The 15,457-nt window shown below is 71.4% G+C and carries 14 protein-coding genes and 1 pseudogene; 6 read left to right on the top strand and 9 right to left on the bottom strand.

All coding sequences use genetic code 11. The annotated features are described in order from the left end of the window. Nucleotide 1: 1 nt before the first annotated feature. Both hsaA and L2C96_RS25965 read right to left on the bottom strand, forming a co-directional pair. Nucleotides 2–1,180 carry a 3-hydroxy-9,10-secoandrosta-1,3,5(10)-triene-9,17-dione monooxygenase oxygenase subunit gene (hsaA, locus tag L2C96_RS25970; protein ID WP_237338118.1) on the bottom strand — a complete coding sequence of 393 codons (1,179 nt, stop codon included), beginning with the start codon at nt 1,178–1,180 and terminating at the stop codon, nt 2–4. 44 nt (nt 1,181–1,224) lie between these two features. After that, nucleotides 1,225–2,833 (bottom strand): annotated as a pseudogene (locus L2C96_RS25965) (FAD-binding protein). Between the two features lie 99 nt (nt 2,834–2,932). On the opposite strand from L2C96_RS25965, the gene kstD reads away from it, so the two are divergent. From kstD to chsH3, 5 genes are read left to right on the top strand one after another with little or no spacing between them, the layout of a single operon-like run. Then, nucleotides 2,933–4,600, top strand: a complete 1,668-nt coding sequence (gene kstD / locus L2C96_RS25960) for a 3-oxosteroid 1-dehydrogenase (RefSeq protein ID WP_020418780.1) — start codon at nt 2,933–2,935, stop codon at nt 4,598–4,600. Beyond that, entirely contained in the window at nt 4,597–5,733 is a 1,137-nt protein-coding gene (locus tag L2C96_RS25955) for a 3-ketosteroid-9-alpha-monooxygenase, oxygenase component (RefSeq protein ID WP_372491267.1), read from the top strand. Before kstD ends, L2C96_RS25955 begins: the two co-directional genes overlap by 4 nt. Beyond that, entirely contained in the window at nt 5,730–5,996 is a 267-nt protein-coding gene (locus L2C96_RS25950) for a hypothetical protein (RefSeq protein ID WP_020418782.1), read from the top strand. The genes L2C96_RS25955 and L2C96_RS25950 overlap by 4 nt, the downstream gene beginning before the upstream one ends. Further along, complete coding sequence (locus tag L2C96_RS25945; protein ID WP_237338117.1) at nt 5,986–7,005, top strand: ferredoxin--NADP reductase; 1,020 nt, start codon at nt 5,986–5,988, stop codon at nt 7,003–7,005. The genes L2C96_RS25950 and L2C96_RS25945 overlap by 11 nt, the downstream gene beginning before the upstream one ends. Before the next feature lie 11 nt (nt 7,006–7,016). Further along, a complete protein-coding gene (gene chsH3, locus L2C96_RS25940) occupies nt 7,017–7,874 on the top strand; it encodes an enoyl-CoA hydratase ChsH3 (RefSeq protein ID WP_237338116.1) in 858 nt (285 codons plus the stop codon). Here the strand turns inward: chsH3 and L2C96_RS25935 are convergent. After that, nucleotides 7,861–8,430, bottom strand: a complete 570-nt coding sequence (locus tag L2C96_RS25935) for a DUF5134 domain-containing protein (protein ID WP_237338115.1) — start codon at nt 8,428–8,430, stop codon at nt 7,861–7,863. The two genes, chsH3 and L2C96_RS25935, sit on opposite strands and share 14 nt — an antisense overlap. Before the next feature lie 87 nt (nt 8,431–8,517). Here L2C96_RS25935 and L2C96_RS25930 point away from each other — a divergent pair, with 87 nt between their 5' ends. Then, nucleotides 8,518–8,805: a hypothetical protein gene (locus L2C96_RS25930; RefSeq protein ID WP_237338114.1), complete on the top strand. Its 288-nt coding sequence runs from the start codon at nt 8,518–8,520 to the stop codon at nt 8,803–8,805. Nucleotides 8,806–9,402: 597 nt separating this feature from the next. Here the strand turns inward: L2C96_RS25930 and L2C96_RS25925 are convergent. The 6 genes from L2C96_RS25925 to L2C96_RS25900 are packed head-to-tail and all read right to left on the bottom strand — an operon-like array spanning nt 9,403 to nt 15,434. Then, entirely contained in the window at nt 9,403–10,572 is a 1,170-nt protein-coding gene (locus tag L2C96_RS25925; RefSeq protein ID WP_237338113.1) for a lipid-transfer protein, read from the bottom strand. After that, nucleotides 10,569–10,955, bottom strand: a complete 387-nt coding sequence (locus L2C96_RS25920) for a MaoC family dehydratase (protein WP_237338112.1) — start codon at nt 10,953–10,955, stop codon at nt 10,569–10,571. Before L2C96_RS25920 ends, L2C96_RS25925 begins: the two co-directional genes overlap by 4 nt. After that, the gene (locus L2C96_RS25915) at nt 10,952–11,818 is read right to left on the bottom strand and encodes a bifunctional MaoC family dehydratase N-terminal/OB-fold nucleic acid binding domain-containing protein (RefSeq protein WP_237338111.1); all 867 of its coding nucleotides are present in this window, start codon (nt 11,816–11,818) and stop codon (nt 10,952–10,954) included. The genes L2C96_RS25920 and L2C96_RS25915 overlap by 4 nt, the downstream gene beginning before the upstream one ends. Next, nucleotides 11,815–12,957 (bottom strand): acyl-CoA dehydrogenase family protein, encoded by a 1,143-nt coding sequence (locus tag L2C96_RS25910; protein ID WP_237338110.1) that lies wholly within the window; start codon nt 12,955–12,957, stop codon nt 11,815–11,817. The genes L2C96_RS25915 and L2C96_RS25910 overlap by 4 nt, the downstream gene beginning before the upstream one ends. After that, a complete protein-coding gene (locus L2C96_RS25905; RefSeq protein WP_237338109.1) occupies nt 12,957–13,979 on the bottom strand; it encodes an acyl-CoA dehydrogenase family protein in 1,023 nt (340 codons plus the stop codon). The genes L2C96_RS25910 and L2C96_RS25905 overlap by 1 nt, the downstream gene beginning before the upstream one ends. Before the next feature lie 57 nt (nt 13,980–14,036). Further along, a complete protein-coding gene (locus L2C96_RS25900; protein ID WP_027935986.1) occupies nt 14,037–15,434 on the bottom strand; it encodes a WS/DGAT/MGAT family O-acyltransferase in 1,398 nt (465 codons plus the stop codon). Nucleotides 15,435–15,457 lie beyond the last annotated feature (23 nt).

Raw genomic sequence — 15,457 nt, 5'->3', positions numbered from 1 at the left:
GTCACACCATCGCATTCTCGACGGGCACGCCGAATTCGCCGTTGCCGTACATGATGTAGGCGCGTTCCGGGTCGTTCGCCGCGTGCACGCGGCCGGCGTGCGCGTCGCGCCAGAACCGCTGGATCGGCGTGCCCCGCTTGAGCGCCCGGCCGCCGGAGTTCTCGAAGAGCCGGTCGACGGCGGCGATCGCGCGTTCGGTGCCGCGCACCTGGTCGCGCCGCACCCGCAGCCGCGTGGCGAACGGCAGCTTCTCGCCGCGGCACGCCAGCTGGTACAGCTCGTCGATGTTGCGGGTCAGCTGCAGCCACGCGGCGTCGATCTCGCTGGCCGCCTCGGCGACCCGCACCTTGGCGAACGGGTCCTCTTTGGACTGCTCGCCCATGTAGGCGGCGCGCACCCGGTTGCGCTGGTGCTCCACGTGCGCCTCGTACGCGCCCTGCGCCATGCCGATGATCGGCGCGGTGATCGTCGACGGGTGCACGGATCCGTACGGCAGCTTGAACAACGGCCCCGGGTTGATCTGCTGCCCCGGGGTGCGGCACTTCGAGGTGGCCTGGAAGCTCAGCGCGCGGTGCGCCGGGACGAACGCGTCCTCGACGATGATGTCGTTGCTGCCGGTGCCGCTCAGGCCGACGGTGTCCCAGACGTCCTCGATCCGGTAGTCGCTGATCGGCAGCAGGTAGGTGCAGAAGTCGACCGGCTTGCCCTCGGCGTCGAAGGCGGGCGCGCCGAGGAACACCCAGGTCGCATGGTCGCAGCCGGAGGAGAAGCTCCACCGGCCGGTCAGCCGGTACCCGCCGTCGACGACGGTGGCCTTGCCCATCGGCGCGTAGGACGACGAGATGCGCACGTCGACGTCCTCGCCCCACACGTCCTGCTGCGCCTGCGGCTCGAACAGCCCGAGGTGCCACGGGTGCACCCCGAGGATCGAGGCGACCCAGCCGGTGGACCCGCACGCGCTCGCCAGCAGCTTCACCGCGGTGTAGAAGGTCACCGGGTCGGCCTCGTAGCCACCGAAGGTCTTCGGCTGCAGCAGCTTGAAGAACCCGGTCTCCTGCAGCGATTTGATCGACTCGTCCGGAATGCGCCGCGCGTCCTCGGTCTCCTGGGCCCGCTCCCGCAGGACGGGAAGCAGTTCCCGGACCCCGGCCAGCACCCCGCGACCATCCTGATCGGTCATCTGCACGCCCCGTCCGTCATGTCTTTTCTCGGTCACCAGAAAGACTAGAACACGTTCTCGTTTTTGTCATCAGTCCACCCGTCGAGCTGCGGAAATTCCCGCTCTGCGACCGGAAAACACGCAGTCGGCGAGCGAGAGCCCGCTCACGTAGGACCTGGAACAGATTCCCACCGCGGACCGGCCCGCCGCGTACAGCCCGGCGATGCCGGCGCCGTCGGCGCCCCGCACCTGGCCGGTCGACTCGTCCACCACGAGCCCGCCGAGCGTGAGCATCGGGCACGGGAAACCCAGGCTGGGCTTGATGGAGACGTCGATCAGCGAGAACGGCGCCGTCCGCACCGGCCGCACGTACTCGGCCGGCTTGCCCGCCGGGTCCGCGGCGCCTGCGTCCGCGGCCGCGTTGTAGGCCTCGACGGTGGCGGCCAGCCCGGCCGGGTCGACCCCGGCCTTGCACGCCACCTCCTCCAGGGTCGCCGCGGACACCCGGCCGCGTTGCAGCAGGTAGCGGGCCTGCAGCCACTGGAACCACTGGCTCTCCCGCCGCGCGGTGCGGCGTGCCTCGGCGATCGTCTCGGCGTCGGCGAGCAGCCAGCCCTTGCCGTCGTGCTTGCCGATCATCACCTCGCCGATCGCGGCGCCGTAGCGGGACTCGTCGATGATCCGCCGCCCGGCCTGGTCGACCAGGACACCCTTGAGCATCGCGCTGGGCGGCGTGACGAACCGCCACGCCGAGATCCGGTGCATCTCGCCGGTCACCGCGCCCACCGCGGTGCCGAGCCCTATGCCGGACCCGTCGTCGGCGATCGTGCCCAGCGCCAGCCCGCCGCGGTAGGCCGGGGCGTGCTCACGCACCAGCGCGCGGTTGAAGATGAACCCGCCCGCCGCGATCACGACCCCGCGCCGAGCGGTGAGTTCCACATCGCGCGCGTACCGCCGCTCCAGCCGCTCGATCCGGTGCTGCAGCGCTTTGCGCACGCTCGGCACGTAGATCCCGGGCTTCGCGGCGTACCGCGCCATGCGGGCGTGCGCGGCGCGGACCCGGGCGGGCGCGTCGCGCAGCGTGCGGACCCGGACGCCGGTCACGACGCCGTTCTCGACGATCAGCGACTCGGCACGGGTGCCGGGCAGGACCCGCACGCCACGCTGACGCGCCGCCTGCGCCAGCCGGGCGAACAGCAGCTTGCCCGACGTGCCCGGCCCCTTCGTGCGGTGGCCGCGCGCGGCCGGTTTGGCCAGCTCGCGGAACCCGCCGGCGGACTCGCTGCCCGAGTAGTACAGGTAGTAGTCGTCGTTGGGGTAGGACGTCTTGTACGGGCACAGGCTGCCCTCGAACGGCACGCCGTTGCGCTCCAGCCACTCGATCATCGCCGGGCTGGAGTCGCAGAAGCGCCGCAGCGTCTCCTCCGACACCGCCTCGCCGACCTCGAGCCGCAGGTAGTCGTACATCGCGTCGGCCGAGTCGTCGACCCCGGCCTCCCGCTGCTGGGCGGTGCCCCCGCCCGCGTAGACGATGCCGCCGCTCAGCGCGGTCGCCCCGCCACCGCCGAAGCGGTCCAGCACGAGCACGTCCGCGCCCGCGTCGGCGGCCTCGATCGCCGCGCAGGCGCCCGCCGCCCCGAACCCGATCACGATCACATCCGCCGTCTGGTTCACACCCGCTACCCTAGAACTGAAACACGTTCTCGTCTATCGTGACGGACGAGGCGGCGAACAGGCGCTCAGCGAAGTGGAACACGTTCCAGCGGAGGTGGCATGACCGACGAGTTCGACGTCGTGGTGGTGGGCAGCGGCGCCGCCGGCATGACCGCCGCCCTCGCGGCCGCCGACGCCGGCCTCTCCGTCGTGGTGATCGAGAAGGCCGCCAGGTTCGGCGGGTCCACGGCCCGATCGGGTGGCGGGGTGTGGATCCCGGGCAACGAGGCGTTGCGCGCGGCCGGTGTCGAGGACACGCCGGAGGCGGCGCGGGCCTACCTCGACGCCATCGTCGGCGACGTCGTGCCGGCCGAGCTGCGCCAGGCCTTCCTCGACCACGGCCCCGAGGTGGTGTCGTTCGTGCACCGGGTCACGCCGCTGCGGCTGCAGTGGGTGCCCGGCTACTCCGACTACCACCCCGAAGCCCCCGGCGGGCGGGCCGGCGGCCGGTCGGTCGAGCCGAAGCCGTTCGACGGCAAGCGGCTCGGCGACGAACTCCACAACCTGGAACCGCCCTACAGCGGCGCGCCGCTCGGTGTGCCGATCACCCAGGCGGACTACCGCTGGCTGAGCCTGCTCGCCCGCCACCCCAAGGGCGCGCTGCGGGTCCTGCGCATCGGCGGGCGGTGGCTCACCGGGCTGGCGCGCGGCAGGCGGCTGCTGTCGATGGGCCAGGCCCTGGCCGCCGGGCTGCGCGCCGGGCTGCTCCGCGCGGGCGTGCCGGTGTGGCTGGACACGCCGCTGGCCGACCTGGTCACCGAGGACGAGCGGGTCACCGGGGTGGTGATCCGGCGGGACGGGCGGGAGGAGACCGTGCGGGCGCGCCTGGGGGTCGTGCTCGCCGCGGGCGGGTTCGAGCACAACGAGGAGATGCGCGCGAAGTACCAGCGCAGTCCCATCGGCACCGAGTGGACCGTGGGCGCGAAGGCCAACACCGGCGACGCGATCCTGGCCGGGCTCAAGCTCGGCGCGTCGGTGGCCCTGATGGACGACGCCTGGTGGGGCCCGACGATCCCGCTGACCGGCGGGCCGTGGTTCGCGCTAGCCGAGCGGTCCCGGCCGGGCTGCATCCTGGTCAACGCGCGCGGCGAGCGGTTCGTCAACGAGTCCGCGCCCTACGTCGAGGCCGTGCACGCGATGTACGGGCCGGGCGACGGGCCCGGCGAGAACATCCCCACCTGGCTGGTGTTCGACCAGCGCTACCGCGACCGGTACATGTTCACCGGCGTCGGGCCGCGGCAGAAGCTGCCCGGCCGCTGGTTCAAGGCCGGGATCGTGGCCAAGGCGGCCACGCTGGGGGAACTGGCCGCCCGCATCGAGGTGCCGACCGCGGCGCTGGAAGCCACCGTCGAGCGGTTCAACGGCTTCGCCCGGCGCGGTGTCGACGAGGACTTCCAGCGCGGGCGCAGCGCCTACGACCACTACTACGGCGACCCCCGCCACAAGCCGAACCCGAGCCTCGGCCCGCTCGACAAGGCCCCGTTCTACGCGGTCAAGATCGTGCCCGGTGACCTGGGCACGAAGGGCGGGCTGCGCACCGACACCCACGCCCGCGTGCTGCGCGAGGACGGGTCGGTGATCCCCGGGTTGTACGCGGCCGGGAACACCAGCGCCGCGGTCATGGGACACACCTACGCCGGGCCGGGCGCCACGATCGGGCCGGCGATGGTCTTCGGGTTCCTTGCCTCACGCCACCTGGCCACCCAGAATCGCACTGGAGGTCGATGATGACTGAAGTCCGCACGATCGACGCGGGTGCGCCGCCGGCGCGGTTCGCGCGCGGCTGGCACTGCCTGGGGCTGGCCGAGACGTTCCGCGACGGGAAACCGCACGCCGTCAACGCGTTCGGCACCAAGCTCGTGGTGTTCGCGGGCGAGGACGGCAAGCTCAACGTCCTGGACGCCTACTGCCGCCACATGGGCGGCGACCTGAGTCAGGGCAGCGTCAAGGGCAACGAGGTGGCCTGCCCGTTCCACGACTGGCGCTGGGGCGGCAACGGCAAGTGCGTGTCGATCCCGTACGCCAAACGGGTTCCGCTGCGTGCCCGCACCCGGTCGTGGATCACGCTGGAGGAGAACAAGCAGCTGTTCGTGTGGCACGACCCGCAGGGCAACCCGCCGCCGCCGGACGTCGTGATCCCGCGCATCGACGGCATCTTCAGCGGCGAGTGGAGCAACTGGACCTGGGACTCGGTGCTGATCGAGGGGTCCAACTGCCGCGAGATCATCGACAACATGGTCGACATGGCCCACTTCTTCTACATCCACTTCGCGTTCCCGACCTACTTCAAGAACGTGTTCGAGGGCCACATCGCCACGCAGTACCTCAACACCAAGGGCCGGCCGGACGTCGGGATGGCGTCCAACTACGGCGGCGAGGACAACCTGCTGCGCTCGGAGGCCTCGTACTTCGGGCCGTCGTACATGATCAACACGCTGCTGAACACGTACAAGGGCTTCGAGATCGAGAACGTGCTGATCAACTGCCACTACCCGGTGACGCCGACCTCGTTCGTGCTGCAGTGGGGGGTCAGCGTGAAGAAGCTGCCGGGCGTGTCGGACGAGCAGGCGGACAAGATCGCCGGCAAGTTCGCCAAGAGCATCGGCGTGGGTTTCCTGCAGGACGTGGAGATCTGGAAGAACAAGACCCGCATCGACAACCCGCTGCTGTGCGAGGAGGACGGCCCGGTCTACCAGCTGCGCCGCTGGTACGAGCAGTTCTACGTGGACGTCGAGGACGTCACCGAGGACATGACGCGGCGCTTCGAGTTCGAGGTGGACACCACCAAGGCCAACGAGGTGTGGGCGCGGGAGGTGGCCGAGAACCTGGCCCGGCAGCAGGAGGCGGGGGTCGCGGGATGACCACCGCCGAGCGCACCGAGTTCCTGGCCGGCGGCCTGCGGCCGCACGCGTGCGCGTCGTGCGGCACGCGGGTGCTGGTGAAGAAGAACAGCGTGAAGCACACCAGCATCCAGTGGACGACCGACGCGGGCAGCTGCCCGGTGTTCGCGCAGGAGGTGGCCGAGGGGCGCAACACCGCGCTGCTGGACACCTGCCCGAAGCTGGTGGACAGCATCGACGCGGCGGTGCGGGACGGGGAGTTCGGGGTTCTCGATGCCGGATAGCTACACCCTGACCGTCGCCGAGGTGATCGCGGAAACGGCCGAGGCGTCGTCGATCGTGTTCGACGTGCCCGCCGAGCACGCTTCGACGTTCGCGTACCGGCCGGGGCAGTTCCTGACGTTGCGCGCTGGTGAGGCGGCGCGGTGCTACTCGTTGTCCAGCGCACCGCACGAGGGCTCGCGGCTCAAGGTGACGGTGAAGCGCACCGAAGGCGGGTACGGGTCGAACTGGTTGTGTGACAACGTCTCTGCTGGTTCCACTGTGGACGTCCTGGCCCCGGCGGGGGTGTTCACGCCCGAATCGCTGGACGCCGACCTGCTGTTGATGGCCGGCGGCAGCGGCATCACGCCGGTGATGTCGATCCTGAAGTCCGCGCTGGCCTCCGGCGGCGGGCGGATCGTGCTGGTGTACGCCAACCGGGACTCCTCGTCGGTGATCTTCGCGTCCGAGCTGGCCGCGCTGGCGCGGGAGCACCCGGAGCGGCTGGTGCTGGTGCACTGGCTGGAAAGCGTGCAGGGTTTGCCGTCGGTGACGCAGCTGCGTGAGCTGGTCCGGCCGTATGCGGAGTTCGAGGCGTTCCTGTGCGGGCCCGAGGCGTTCATGACGGCCGGCAAGCAGGCCTTGAAGGACCTCGGGGTGCCGCGCAAGCGGATCCACCTGGAGCGGTTCGTGTCGCTGGGCGGCAATCCGTTCGAGGATCGCGCGGAGGCCGCCGCAGTGCCTTCTCAGGAGGCTGGGACGACCGCGTTGTCCGTGGATCTGGACGGGTCGCAGCACTCGTTCACCTGGCCGCGGCAGGAGAAGCTGCTGGACTTCCTGCTGGCCCGCGGGCTGGACGCGCCGTACTCGTGCCGCGAGGGGCAGTGCAGCGCGTGCGCGTGCCGGATCGTCTCCGGCGAGGTGAAGATGCTGAACAACGAGGTCCTGGATTCCGAGGACATCGCCGACGGCATCGTGCTGGCGTGCCAGTCGGTACCGTTGACCGACGAGGTGTCGGTCACCTACGAGTAGGAGTTGCCGCGTTGCCCATCGATCCCGACGTCGCCATCGGTGCCGAGCTCGACGAGCTGACGTTCGCCTGGACGCCTTCCGACGTGCTGCTCTACCACTTGGCGCTGGGCGCGGGCGCCCGGCCGGCCGACCCGCGGGAGCTGCGCTACACCTACGAGCGGGACCTGCGGGTGCTGCCGACGTTCGCGACGGTGGCGGCGAACCTGCGCATCTACGAGCCGCCCGCGGTCTCGTTCCCGGGCATCGAGGTCGACCTGGCGAAGGTGGTGCACGGGACGCAGGCGGTGACCGTGCACCGGCCGATCCCGGTCGAGGGCAAGGCGGTCGCGCGCACGCGGATCGTGGACGTGCTGGACAAGGGCACGGCGGCGGTGATCGTCAACGAGACGTCGGTGGTGTCGACGGACGGGGCGCCGTTGTGGACGGCGCGGTCGAGCATCTTCGCCCGCGGCGAGGGCGGGTTCGGCGGTTCGCGGGGTTCTTCTGCGCGGGTGGAACCGCCGGAGCGCGAGCCGGACGCGGTGATCGACACGCCGACCTTGCCGCAGCAGGCGCTGATCTACCGCCTGTGCGGCGACCGGAACCCGCTGCACATCGACCCGGAGTTCGCCCGGTCGGCGGGGTTCGAGGCGCCGATCCTGCACGGGCTGTGCACGTACGGGATGGTCGCCAAGGCCGTCACGGACGCCATGCTGGACGCCGACGTCACGCGGGTCGGTTCGTTCTCCGCGCGGTTCGCGGGGATCGTGCTGCCCGGGGAGACGCTGCGGACGCGCGTGTGGCGTACGGACGAGGGCCTGGCGCTGACGACGACGGCCGTGGAGCGGGACGCGCCGGTACTGGCGGACGCGCTGCTCACAAGCCGCTGACCAGCATGTAGGCCATGCCGACGCCCATCAGCGCGCGGCAGACCTGGCGGACCGCGCGGTGGTCGCGCAGGCTCTCGGTGCGGGCCCAGCGCGCGCCGAGTATCCCGGAGCGGACGCTGTCGACCGCGAAGTAGCCGATGGCGGCCAGCGCCAGCACGGGCCAGGCGAGCTGGCCGGGTGTCATCGCCATCCAGGGGCCGTCACCGTGGCCTGGCATCGCGGTGATCATGTACAGCATCGCCGCGGCGGACACCAGGTGGTGCACGGCGCAGCACCGCCGCCCCCGCAACGCGGCGACGAGGAACCACCCGGCCGTGAGGACCAGGATGGCCTGCCACCCGGCCGCCGGGATGGGCCCTCCGAGGGGTGAGACCATCGCGAGCATCGCCAGGACCATCATCAACTCGGCGACGTCCTGCTGGCGGGTGTCCGGGGTGGTCGTGAGGGCGTCCAGGCGCACCAGCCGGACCACGCTGGGCACGGCGAGCAGCGCGAACGCCACCGTCAGGCTCCACGCAACCAGGACCGGTATCTGCACGTCCTCAAGTTCGCCCATGAACGCCAGGTGCGCTAGAGGTCATCGAGGTGAATTCCACACCGCGAGACGGCGCAACCGGTGACGGCCCGGCCGGACGGGAGGCCAGTGGAGGACGATCTCGAAGCCGACTTCGCCCGGGGCTGCCTTCGCGCCTTCCTGTACGCGTTGGTTGGGTTCGCCTGGTTCTTCGCGGCCCACCAGGCCGTGTGGTGGTACTCGCGAGCGTGCGACATCCCCAACGGCCCGCTCCCCAATCCGGGCATCCTGCTGGCGTTGATCATCGACTTGGTGGCCTTGGCCTTGGCCGCGCGCTTGGTGCACCGGCTGCACCGCCGCCTCTGGCCCCGCCTGCGCTGGTGGACGCCCGTGCTGCTGGTGGGGTGGTCCTGCTGACCACCTGGCTCTACTGGGTGGTCAACATCCCCGTGTTCATCAACCCCTACAGCCCCGAGATGTCCTGTTGGTCCGAGCATCCCGACGGCTGGCCGGCCTGGGTCCCGGTTCCCTTCCACTGAAACGAGACGGCGCCACTGCTGGGCGACGCGCAAGGGGGAGACCAGGTGGAACCGGAAGCGCAGGAGGGCGCCTTCGCACGGTGCTCTATGCCCTCACCGGGTTCGCGTGGTTCTTCGCGGCGCAGAACGCCGTGTGGTGGTACTCGCGAGCGTGCCACATCCCCAACGGCCCGGCCGGACCTCCGCATCTTGGCAATGCTGCTCGCCGACTGGCCGGCCATGGTGCTGGCCGCTTACGGGGTGCACCGCCTGCACCGGCGGTTGTGGCCACGCCTGCCCGCCTGGGTTCCGGTCCCCGGGTACTGAAAATCGCCGGTGTTTCGGCCCCTCTGTGACGGGAACCACACAGAGTAGGCGACGTCAGGAAAGGACGAAGGACGATGCCGGCCACCGAACCGATCACCGACCAATCCGTCATCGAAGACACCCTCGACACCACCGACTTGGTGGACGACGAGAGCCACCTCATCCGCGGCTACGACTGAGCCAGCACCAGCCCGCTGGTCGGCACGCCGGTACCGGCCGTCACCAGCACGTGCGACACCGTCGGCACCTGGTTGCACGACGTGCCGCGGATCTGGCGGACCCCCTCGGCGATGCCGTTCATCCCGTGGATGTACGCCTCGCCGAGCTGCCCGCCGTGCGGGTTCAGCGGCAGCGAGCCGTCCAGTTCGAGCGCTCCGGACGCCACGAAACCGGGCGCCTCGCCGCGGCCGCAGAACCCCAGCTCCTCCAACTGCATCAGCACGTACGGCGTGAAGTGGTCGTAGAGCACCGCGACCTCCATGTCGGACGGGCCCGCCCCGGCCTGCGCCCACAGCTGCCGCGCGACCACGCCCATCTCCGGCAGGCCCGCGAGCTCGTCCCGGTAGTAGCTGGTCATGATGTACTGGTCCGGCCCGCTCCCCTGCGCCGCCGCGGCGATCACCGCCGGCGGGTGGCGCAGGTCGCGGGCCCGCGCGGCACTCGTGATCACCAGCGCGACCCCGCCGTCGGACTCCTGGCAGCAGTCCAGCAACCGCAGCGGTTCGGCGATCCACCGTGACGCCCGGTGCTCCGCCAGCGTGATCGGCTTGCCGTGGAACCACGCCGCCGGGTTCGTCGCCGCGTGCTTGCGGTCCAGCACCGCCACCCGGCCGAAGTCCTCGGTCGACGCGCCGTACTCGTGCAAGTAACGCTGCGCCACCATCGCCACCGTGGCCGCCGGCGTGGCCAGCCCCATCGGATAGTGGAACGCGTTGTCCACCCCGGACGAGTTCACCTGCCCCGCCGCCGCGGACGACACCTGCCCGAACCGGTGCCCGGACCGCTCGTTGAACGCCCGGTACGCCACCACCACCTCGGCCACCCCGGTCGCGACCGCCATCGCCGCCTGCTGGACCGTCGCCGCCGCCGCGCCGCCGCCGTAGTGCACCCGGCTGAAGAACGTCAGCTCCGGGATGCCCAGCTCCCGCGCCACCGCGATCTCGGCGTTGCCGTCCATCGTGAACGACACCAGTCCGTCCACATCGGACGGCCGCAACCCGGCGTCGTCCAGTGCCGCGCGCACCGCCTCGGCCGCCAGCCGCAGCTCGCTGCGTCCCGAGTCCTTCGAGAACTCCGTCGCGCCGATCCCGGCGATCGCCGCCTTGCCCGACAGTGTCATGCCGCCAGCTCCACGGTCACCGTCCCGCTCACGTGCGTCCCCAGCTGCCCGGTCCCGGTCACCTCGACGACCGCGACGCGCCCGTCCACCGACGCCACACGCCCGGTGAACACCAACCGGTCTCCGGCGTAGCACGGCACGCCCAGCTTGATCTTGATCGACCGGACCAGCGCGTCCGGCCCCGCCCAGTCCGTCACGAACCGCTGCACCAGCCCGGTGTCGGTGAGGATGTTGAGGAAGATGTCCTTCGACCCGCGCGCGACCGCGGCGTCCCGGTCGTGGTGCACGTCCTGGAAGTCCCGCGTCGCCAGGGCGGTGCTGATCACGAACGTCGGCGTGACGTCGAAGACCAGCTCGGGCAGCTCGGTTCCGGCGGCGGTCATCGCGCCACCCGCCAGGCCGGCAACGTCAGATCGTCGTCCACCTTCAGGAACGTCGCGGTCACCGGCAGTCCGATGTGGACCTCCGCGGGATCGGCCCCGACCAGTTCGCCCAGCATCCGCACCCCCTCCTCCAGCTCGACCAGCGCGATCACGAACGGCAGCTGCTTGCCCGGCACCGCGGGCCGGTGGTGCACCACGTAGCTGTAGACCGTGCCGCGCCCGCTCGCCACCACCCAGTCCGGCTTCGCGTCCAGGTCGCCGTCCGGCGGCATCGGCCCCGGCGGGTGCCGCAGCACGTCGCCCCAGCGCTGGATCCGCAGCTCGCCGGCCTTCGTGCCCTCCCAGAAGAACTCGGTGTCCCGGCTGATCACCGGCCGCAGCGCGCCCCGCGCGGAGGGCGGCGGGGCGAACTTCAGCACCCGGAACAGCATGTCGGCGACCAGTTCGTCGCCGACGTACCAGGACGTGCGGGTGGTGACGAACCAGCCCTCGCCCAGCGCGGTCCGCTTCGGCCCCACGACCGACTCCAGCGCCGTCGACGCCGACACGTGCTCGCCGACGCGCAGGTAGCGGTGGTAGGTCTGCTCGGAGTTCGTCGCGACCACCGACGTGTAGCCGGCCTCGTCGAGCACGGCCATCATCGCGCCCAGCGGGTCGTCCGCCGCGCGCTGCCCGTGCAGGCCGTTCATCGTCCACACCTGCACCATGGCCGGCGGCGCGACGCCCTCGGCGTACCGCGGGTTGGCGTCGCCGATCGCCTCGACCCAGTTGTTGATCATCGCCTGGTTCACCGGATCACGGGCCGGGCGGCGCGACGACTCGCCCTGCGCGCGGATCCGGGCGGCCACCTCCTCGACGCTCATCGCGGCACCCTCGGCAATCCCAGTCCGGCCGTCGCGATCAGCTCGCGCTGGATCTCGTTCACGCCACCCCCGAAAGTGAGCACGATGTTGCGCCGCGCCAGCACGTCCAGCCACTCGGCGAGCGCGGCGGTGCCCGGATCGGACAGATCCCCGTGCCGGGCCACGATCTCCTCCACCAGCCGCGCCACCCGCTGGATGCGGTCCGAGCCGAACACCTTGGTCGCCGAGGCGTCCGCGACGTCCAGCTCCGCGGCCGCGACCTGCCAGTTGAGCAGCTCGTTGATCCGCACCACGGCGAGCGTCTCGCCCAGCGCCCGGCGCACGTCGGGCTCGCCGAGCAGATCGCGCTCCGCGGCCCAGGCCCGCACCCGGTCGTAGAGCCCGCCGATCCGCCCGGCCGGGCCGAGCATGACGCGCTCGTGGTTGAGCTGCGTGGTGATCAGCTTCCAGCCCTGGTTCTCCTCGCCCACCCGCATCGACACCGGGACCCGGACATCGGAGTAGTACGTGGCGTTGACGTGGTGCGCGCCGTCGCAGGTGATGATCGGCGTCCACGAGTAGCCGGGGTCGCCGGTGTCGACGATCAGGATCGAGATGCCCTTGTGCTTGGGCGCGTCCGGGTCGGTGCGCACCGCAAGCCAGACGTAGTCGGCGTCGTGCCCGCCGGTCGTGAAGATCTTCTGCCCGTTGACCAGGTAGGAATCGCCGTCGCGGACCGCGGTGGTGCGCAGGGACGCGAGGTCGGTGCCCGCGTCGGGCTCGGTGTAGCCGATCGCGAAGTGCACCTCCCCGGCGAGGATCTTCGGCAGGAAGAACGCCTTCTGCTCGGGCGTGCCGTACTCCTGCAGGGTGGGCCCGACGGTCTGCAGCGTCACCGACGGCAGCTGCACGTCGGCGCGCGCGGCCTCGTCGGCGAAGATGTGCTGCTCCAGGTCGCCGAACCCGCCGCCGCCGTACTCCTCGGGCCAGCCGACGCCGAGCCGCCCGTCGCTGCCCATGCGGCGCACGATGCGGCGGTAGACCTCGCCGTGCCGCTCGCGCAGCAGCGCCTGCCGCTCCTCCGGCGTGATCAGCCCGGCGAAGTACTCGCGCAGCTCGTCGCGCAGTTTCCGTTGCGACGCGGTCAGTTCGATGTGCATCAGGCCTCCACCAGGTCGCCGAGCCGGTCCAGCCGCTCGCTCGCGCCGCCGGTCAGCGCGGCGAGCTCCTTGACCAGCCCGTAGTGGCGGTGCAGCGGGTAGGTGATGTCGACGCCGAGACCGCCGTGCAGGTGGTGGCACACCGCGAGCGCCTTGGGCGCCTCCTCGGCGAGCCAGTACGCGGCGACCGCCAGGTCCTCGTCCGCGTCGAGCCCCTCGGCGAGCCGCCACACCGCGGACAACGCGGCCAGGTGCAGCGTGCGGGAGGCGATGTAGACGTCCGCGATCTGCTGCGCCACCGCCTGGAACGTCGCAAGTGGACGGCCGAACTGCTCGCGCTGCCGCACGTGCCCGGTGGTCAGCGCCAGCGCTCCGGCCACCGCGCCGTCGCCGAGTGACACCGCGCCGGCGAGCGCGAACCGGCGCAGGTCGGCGAGCGAGCCGTCGCGCAGCAGGTCCGCCTCGCCCACCCGGACGCCGGACAGCCGCAACGACGTGCCGTGCACCTCCGCGCCCTCGGCCCGCGGATCGACGAGGAACACCCCCGGTCCCCACGGCAGCGTCGCGGGCACGAGCACGCACCCGGCCTGCGCCAGCGACGGCACCAGGGTCTTCGTGCCGGTCAGCGCCCAGCCGCCGTCCACGGCGACGGCCTCGGTCGAGGGCTCCGCGGCGAACGGCCTGGACGGCTCGTGCGGCGCGGCGGTGACGACGACCTCGCCCGACGCGATCTCCGGCAGCCACCGCGCGCGCTGCTCCGGGCTGCCCATCCGGTTCAGCGGCAGCACCCCCAGCGCGAGTGCGGCGAGCGCGGGCACCTGGACGCCCGCCCGGCCGACCTCGGTCAGCACCACCGCGACCTCGGCCGGGCCGAGCCCGTCCCCGCCCAGGTCCTCGGGCAGGGCGAGCGCGAGCAGCCCGGCCTTCGCCAGCGCCTGCCAGGCGTGCTCGGGGTCCCTCGCGAGGACGTCCGCGGTCAGCGCGGCGATCTCGGCCCGGGTCGCGTCCAGGGTGAAGTCCACACCGGCTCCTCGGCTACAAGACTGAAACCTGTTCTAGTCTTAGCCGAGGAGTCGCGTTCAGGCAAGGGCCGAGGCCGCGTCCAGCAGTTCCTTCATCTCGTCCCGCATCGCGTCGGCCAGCGCCCAAAGATCTGGAACGAGTTCTCGCGCTGCGAGGAGCCCGATGTCGACCTTGCCGGCGTAGGACAGCACGGTCACGTTCAGCCCGGCGCCGTGGAACACCGGGCCGAGCGGGTAGAAGGCCGTCACCCGCGCGCCGACGAAGTACAGCGGCACCGGCGGGCCGGGCACGTTGGAGACGACCAGGTTGTGCACCACCGGGTGTTTGTCGGCCAGCCGCAGCGCCGCGTAGGCGCGCACCGCGAGCCCGAACAGGCCGGGCGCGGCGAACTGGGCCCAGTCCTGCAGCATGTCCGCGTCGATCTCGTGGTGGTGCTCCTTGGCCTGCCGGTTGCTCTCCGCGACCGCGTAGACCCGGGCGGCGGCCTCCGGCAGGTGGGTGGGCAGGGTCGCGAAGAACGCGGACACCTTGTTGTTGCTGTCGCCCTCCTGGCTGGTGCGGTCCAGCGTCGACACCGGGACGGTCGCCACCAGCGGGTCCTTCGGCAGCTCGCCGCGCGCGTCCAGGTAGCGGCGCAGCGCGCCCGCGCACAACGCCAGGACGACGTCGTTCACCTTCACCCCGAAGGCGTTCTTCACGGTCTTGACGTCGTCCAGCTCGACCGTGCTGTAGGCGATGGCGCGGACGCTGGAGATGGTGGAGTTGAACGAGGTGCGCGGCGCGGTGAACGGCACCGGCATGCCCTGGCGGCGCAGGGCGCGGCCGACCCAGCGGGGCGCCATGCTCGCCAGGCCGGGCAGCAGCTTCGCCAGCTCCACCGGCCGCCGCGCCAGCTCGCCGACGCTGGTCTTGAGCAGTTCGAGGTGCGAGGGCGGCGCGAGGTTGGGTTCGGGCTCGGGCAGCGGCGGAAGTTCACCCGGTTCGGTGCCTGCCAGGTAGGCGATCAGGTTCGCGCCGCCGACGCCGTCGACGGTCGCGTGGTGCATCTTGAACATCACCGCGACACCGTCGCCGGGCAGCCCCTCGATCACGTACAGCTCCCACAGCGGGCGGCCGCGGTTGAGCGGCTGGCCGGCGAAGTGGGCGCACAGCTCGGCCAGCGTCTCGCGGTCGCCCGGCGCGGGCACGGCGACGCGGTGCAGGTGGTGGTCGATGTCGAACGCCTCGTCCTCCACCCACACCGGGTGCAGGAAGTTCAGCGGCGAATTGTGCAGTTTCCGGCGGAACTCCGGGATCGCGGCGATGCGCTCGGCGAGCCGCCGCTTGAACTCGGGGAAGCGATATCCGCCCGGTATGGTCGATCCGTCCAGGGTGAGCAGCCCGCACACGTGCAGCACCTGCGAAGACGTTTCCAGGTACAGGAAACTGGCGTCGAGTCCAGACAGCGGTCGCACCCTCCCAGGGTAGGCGAAACTGA

The sequence above is a fragment of the Amycolatopsis tucumanensis genome, from assembly GCF_021654135.1.
Lineage (GTDB): Bacteria > Actinomycetota > Actinomycetes > Mycobacteriales > Pseudonocardiaceae > Amycolatopsis_E > Amycolatopsis_E tucumanensis.
The sequence above is the reverse complement of the archived record's forward strand: the minus strand, read 5'-3'. Positions and strand labels throughout refer to the sequence as shown.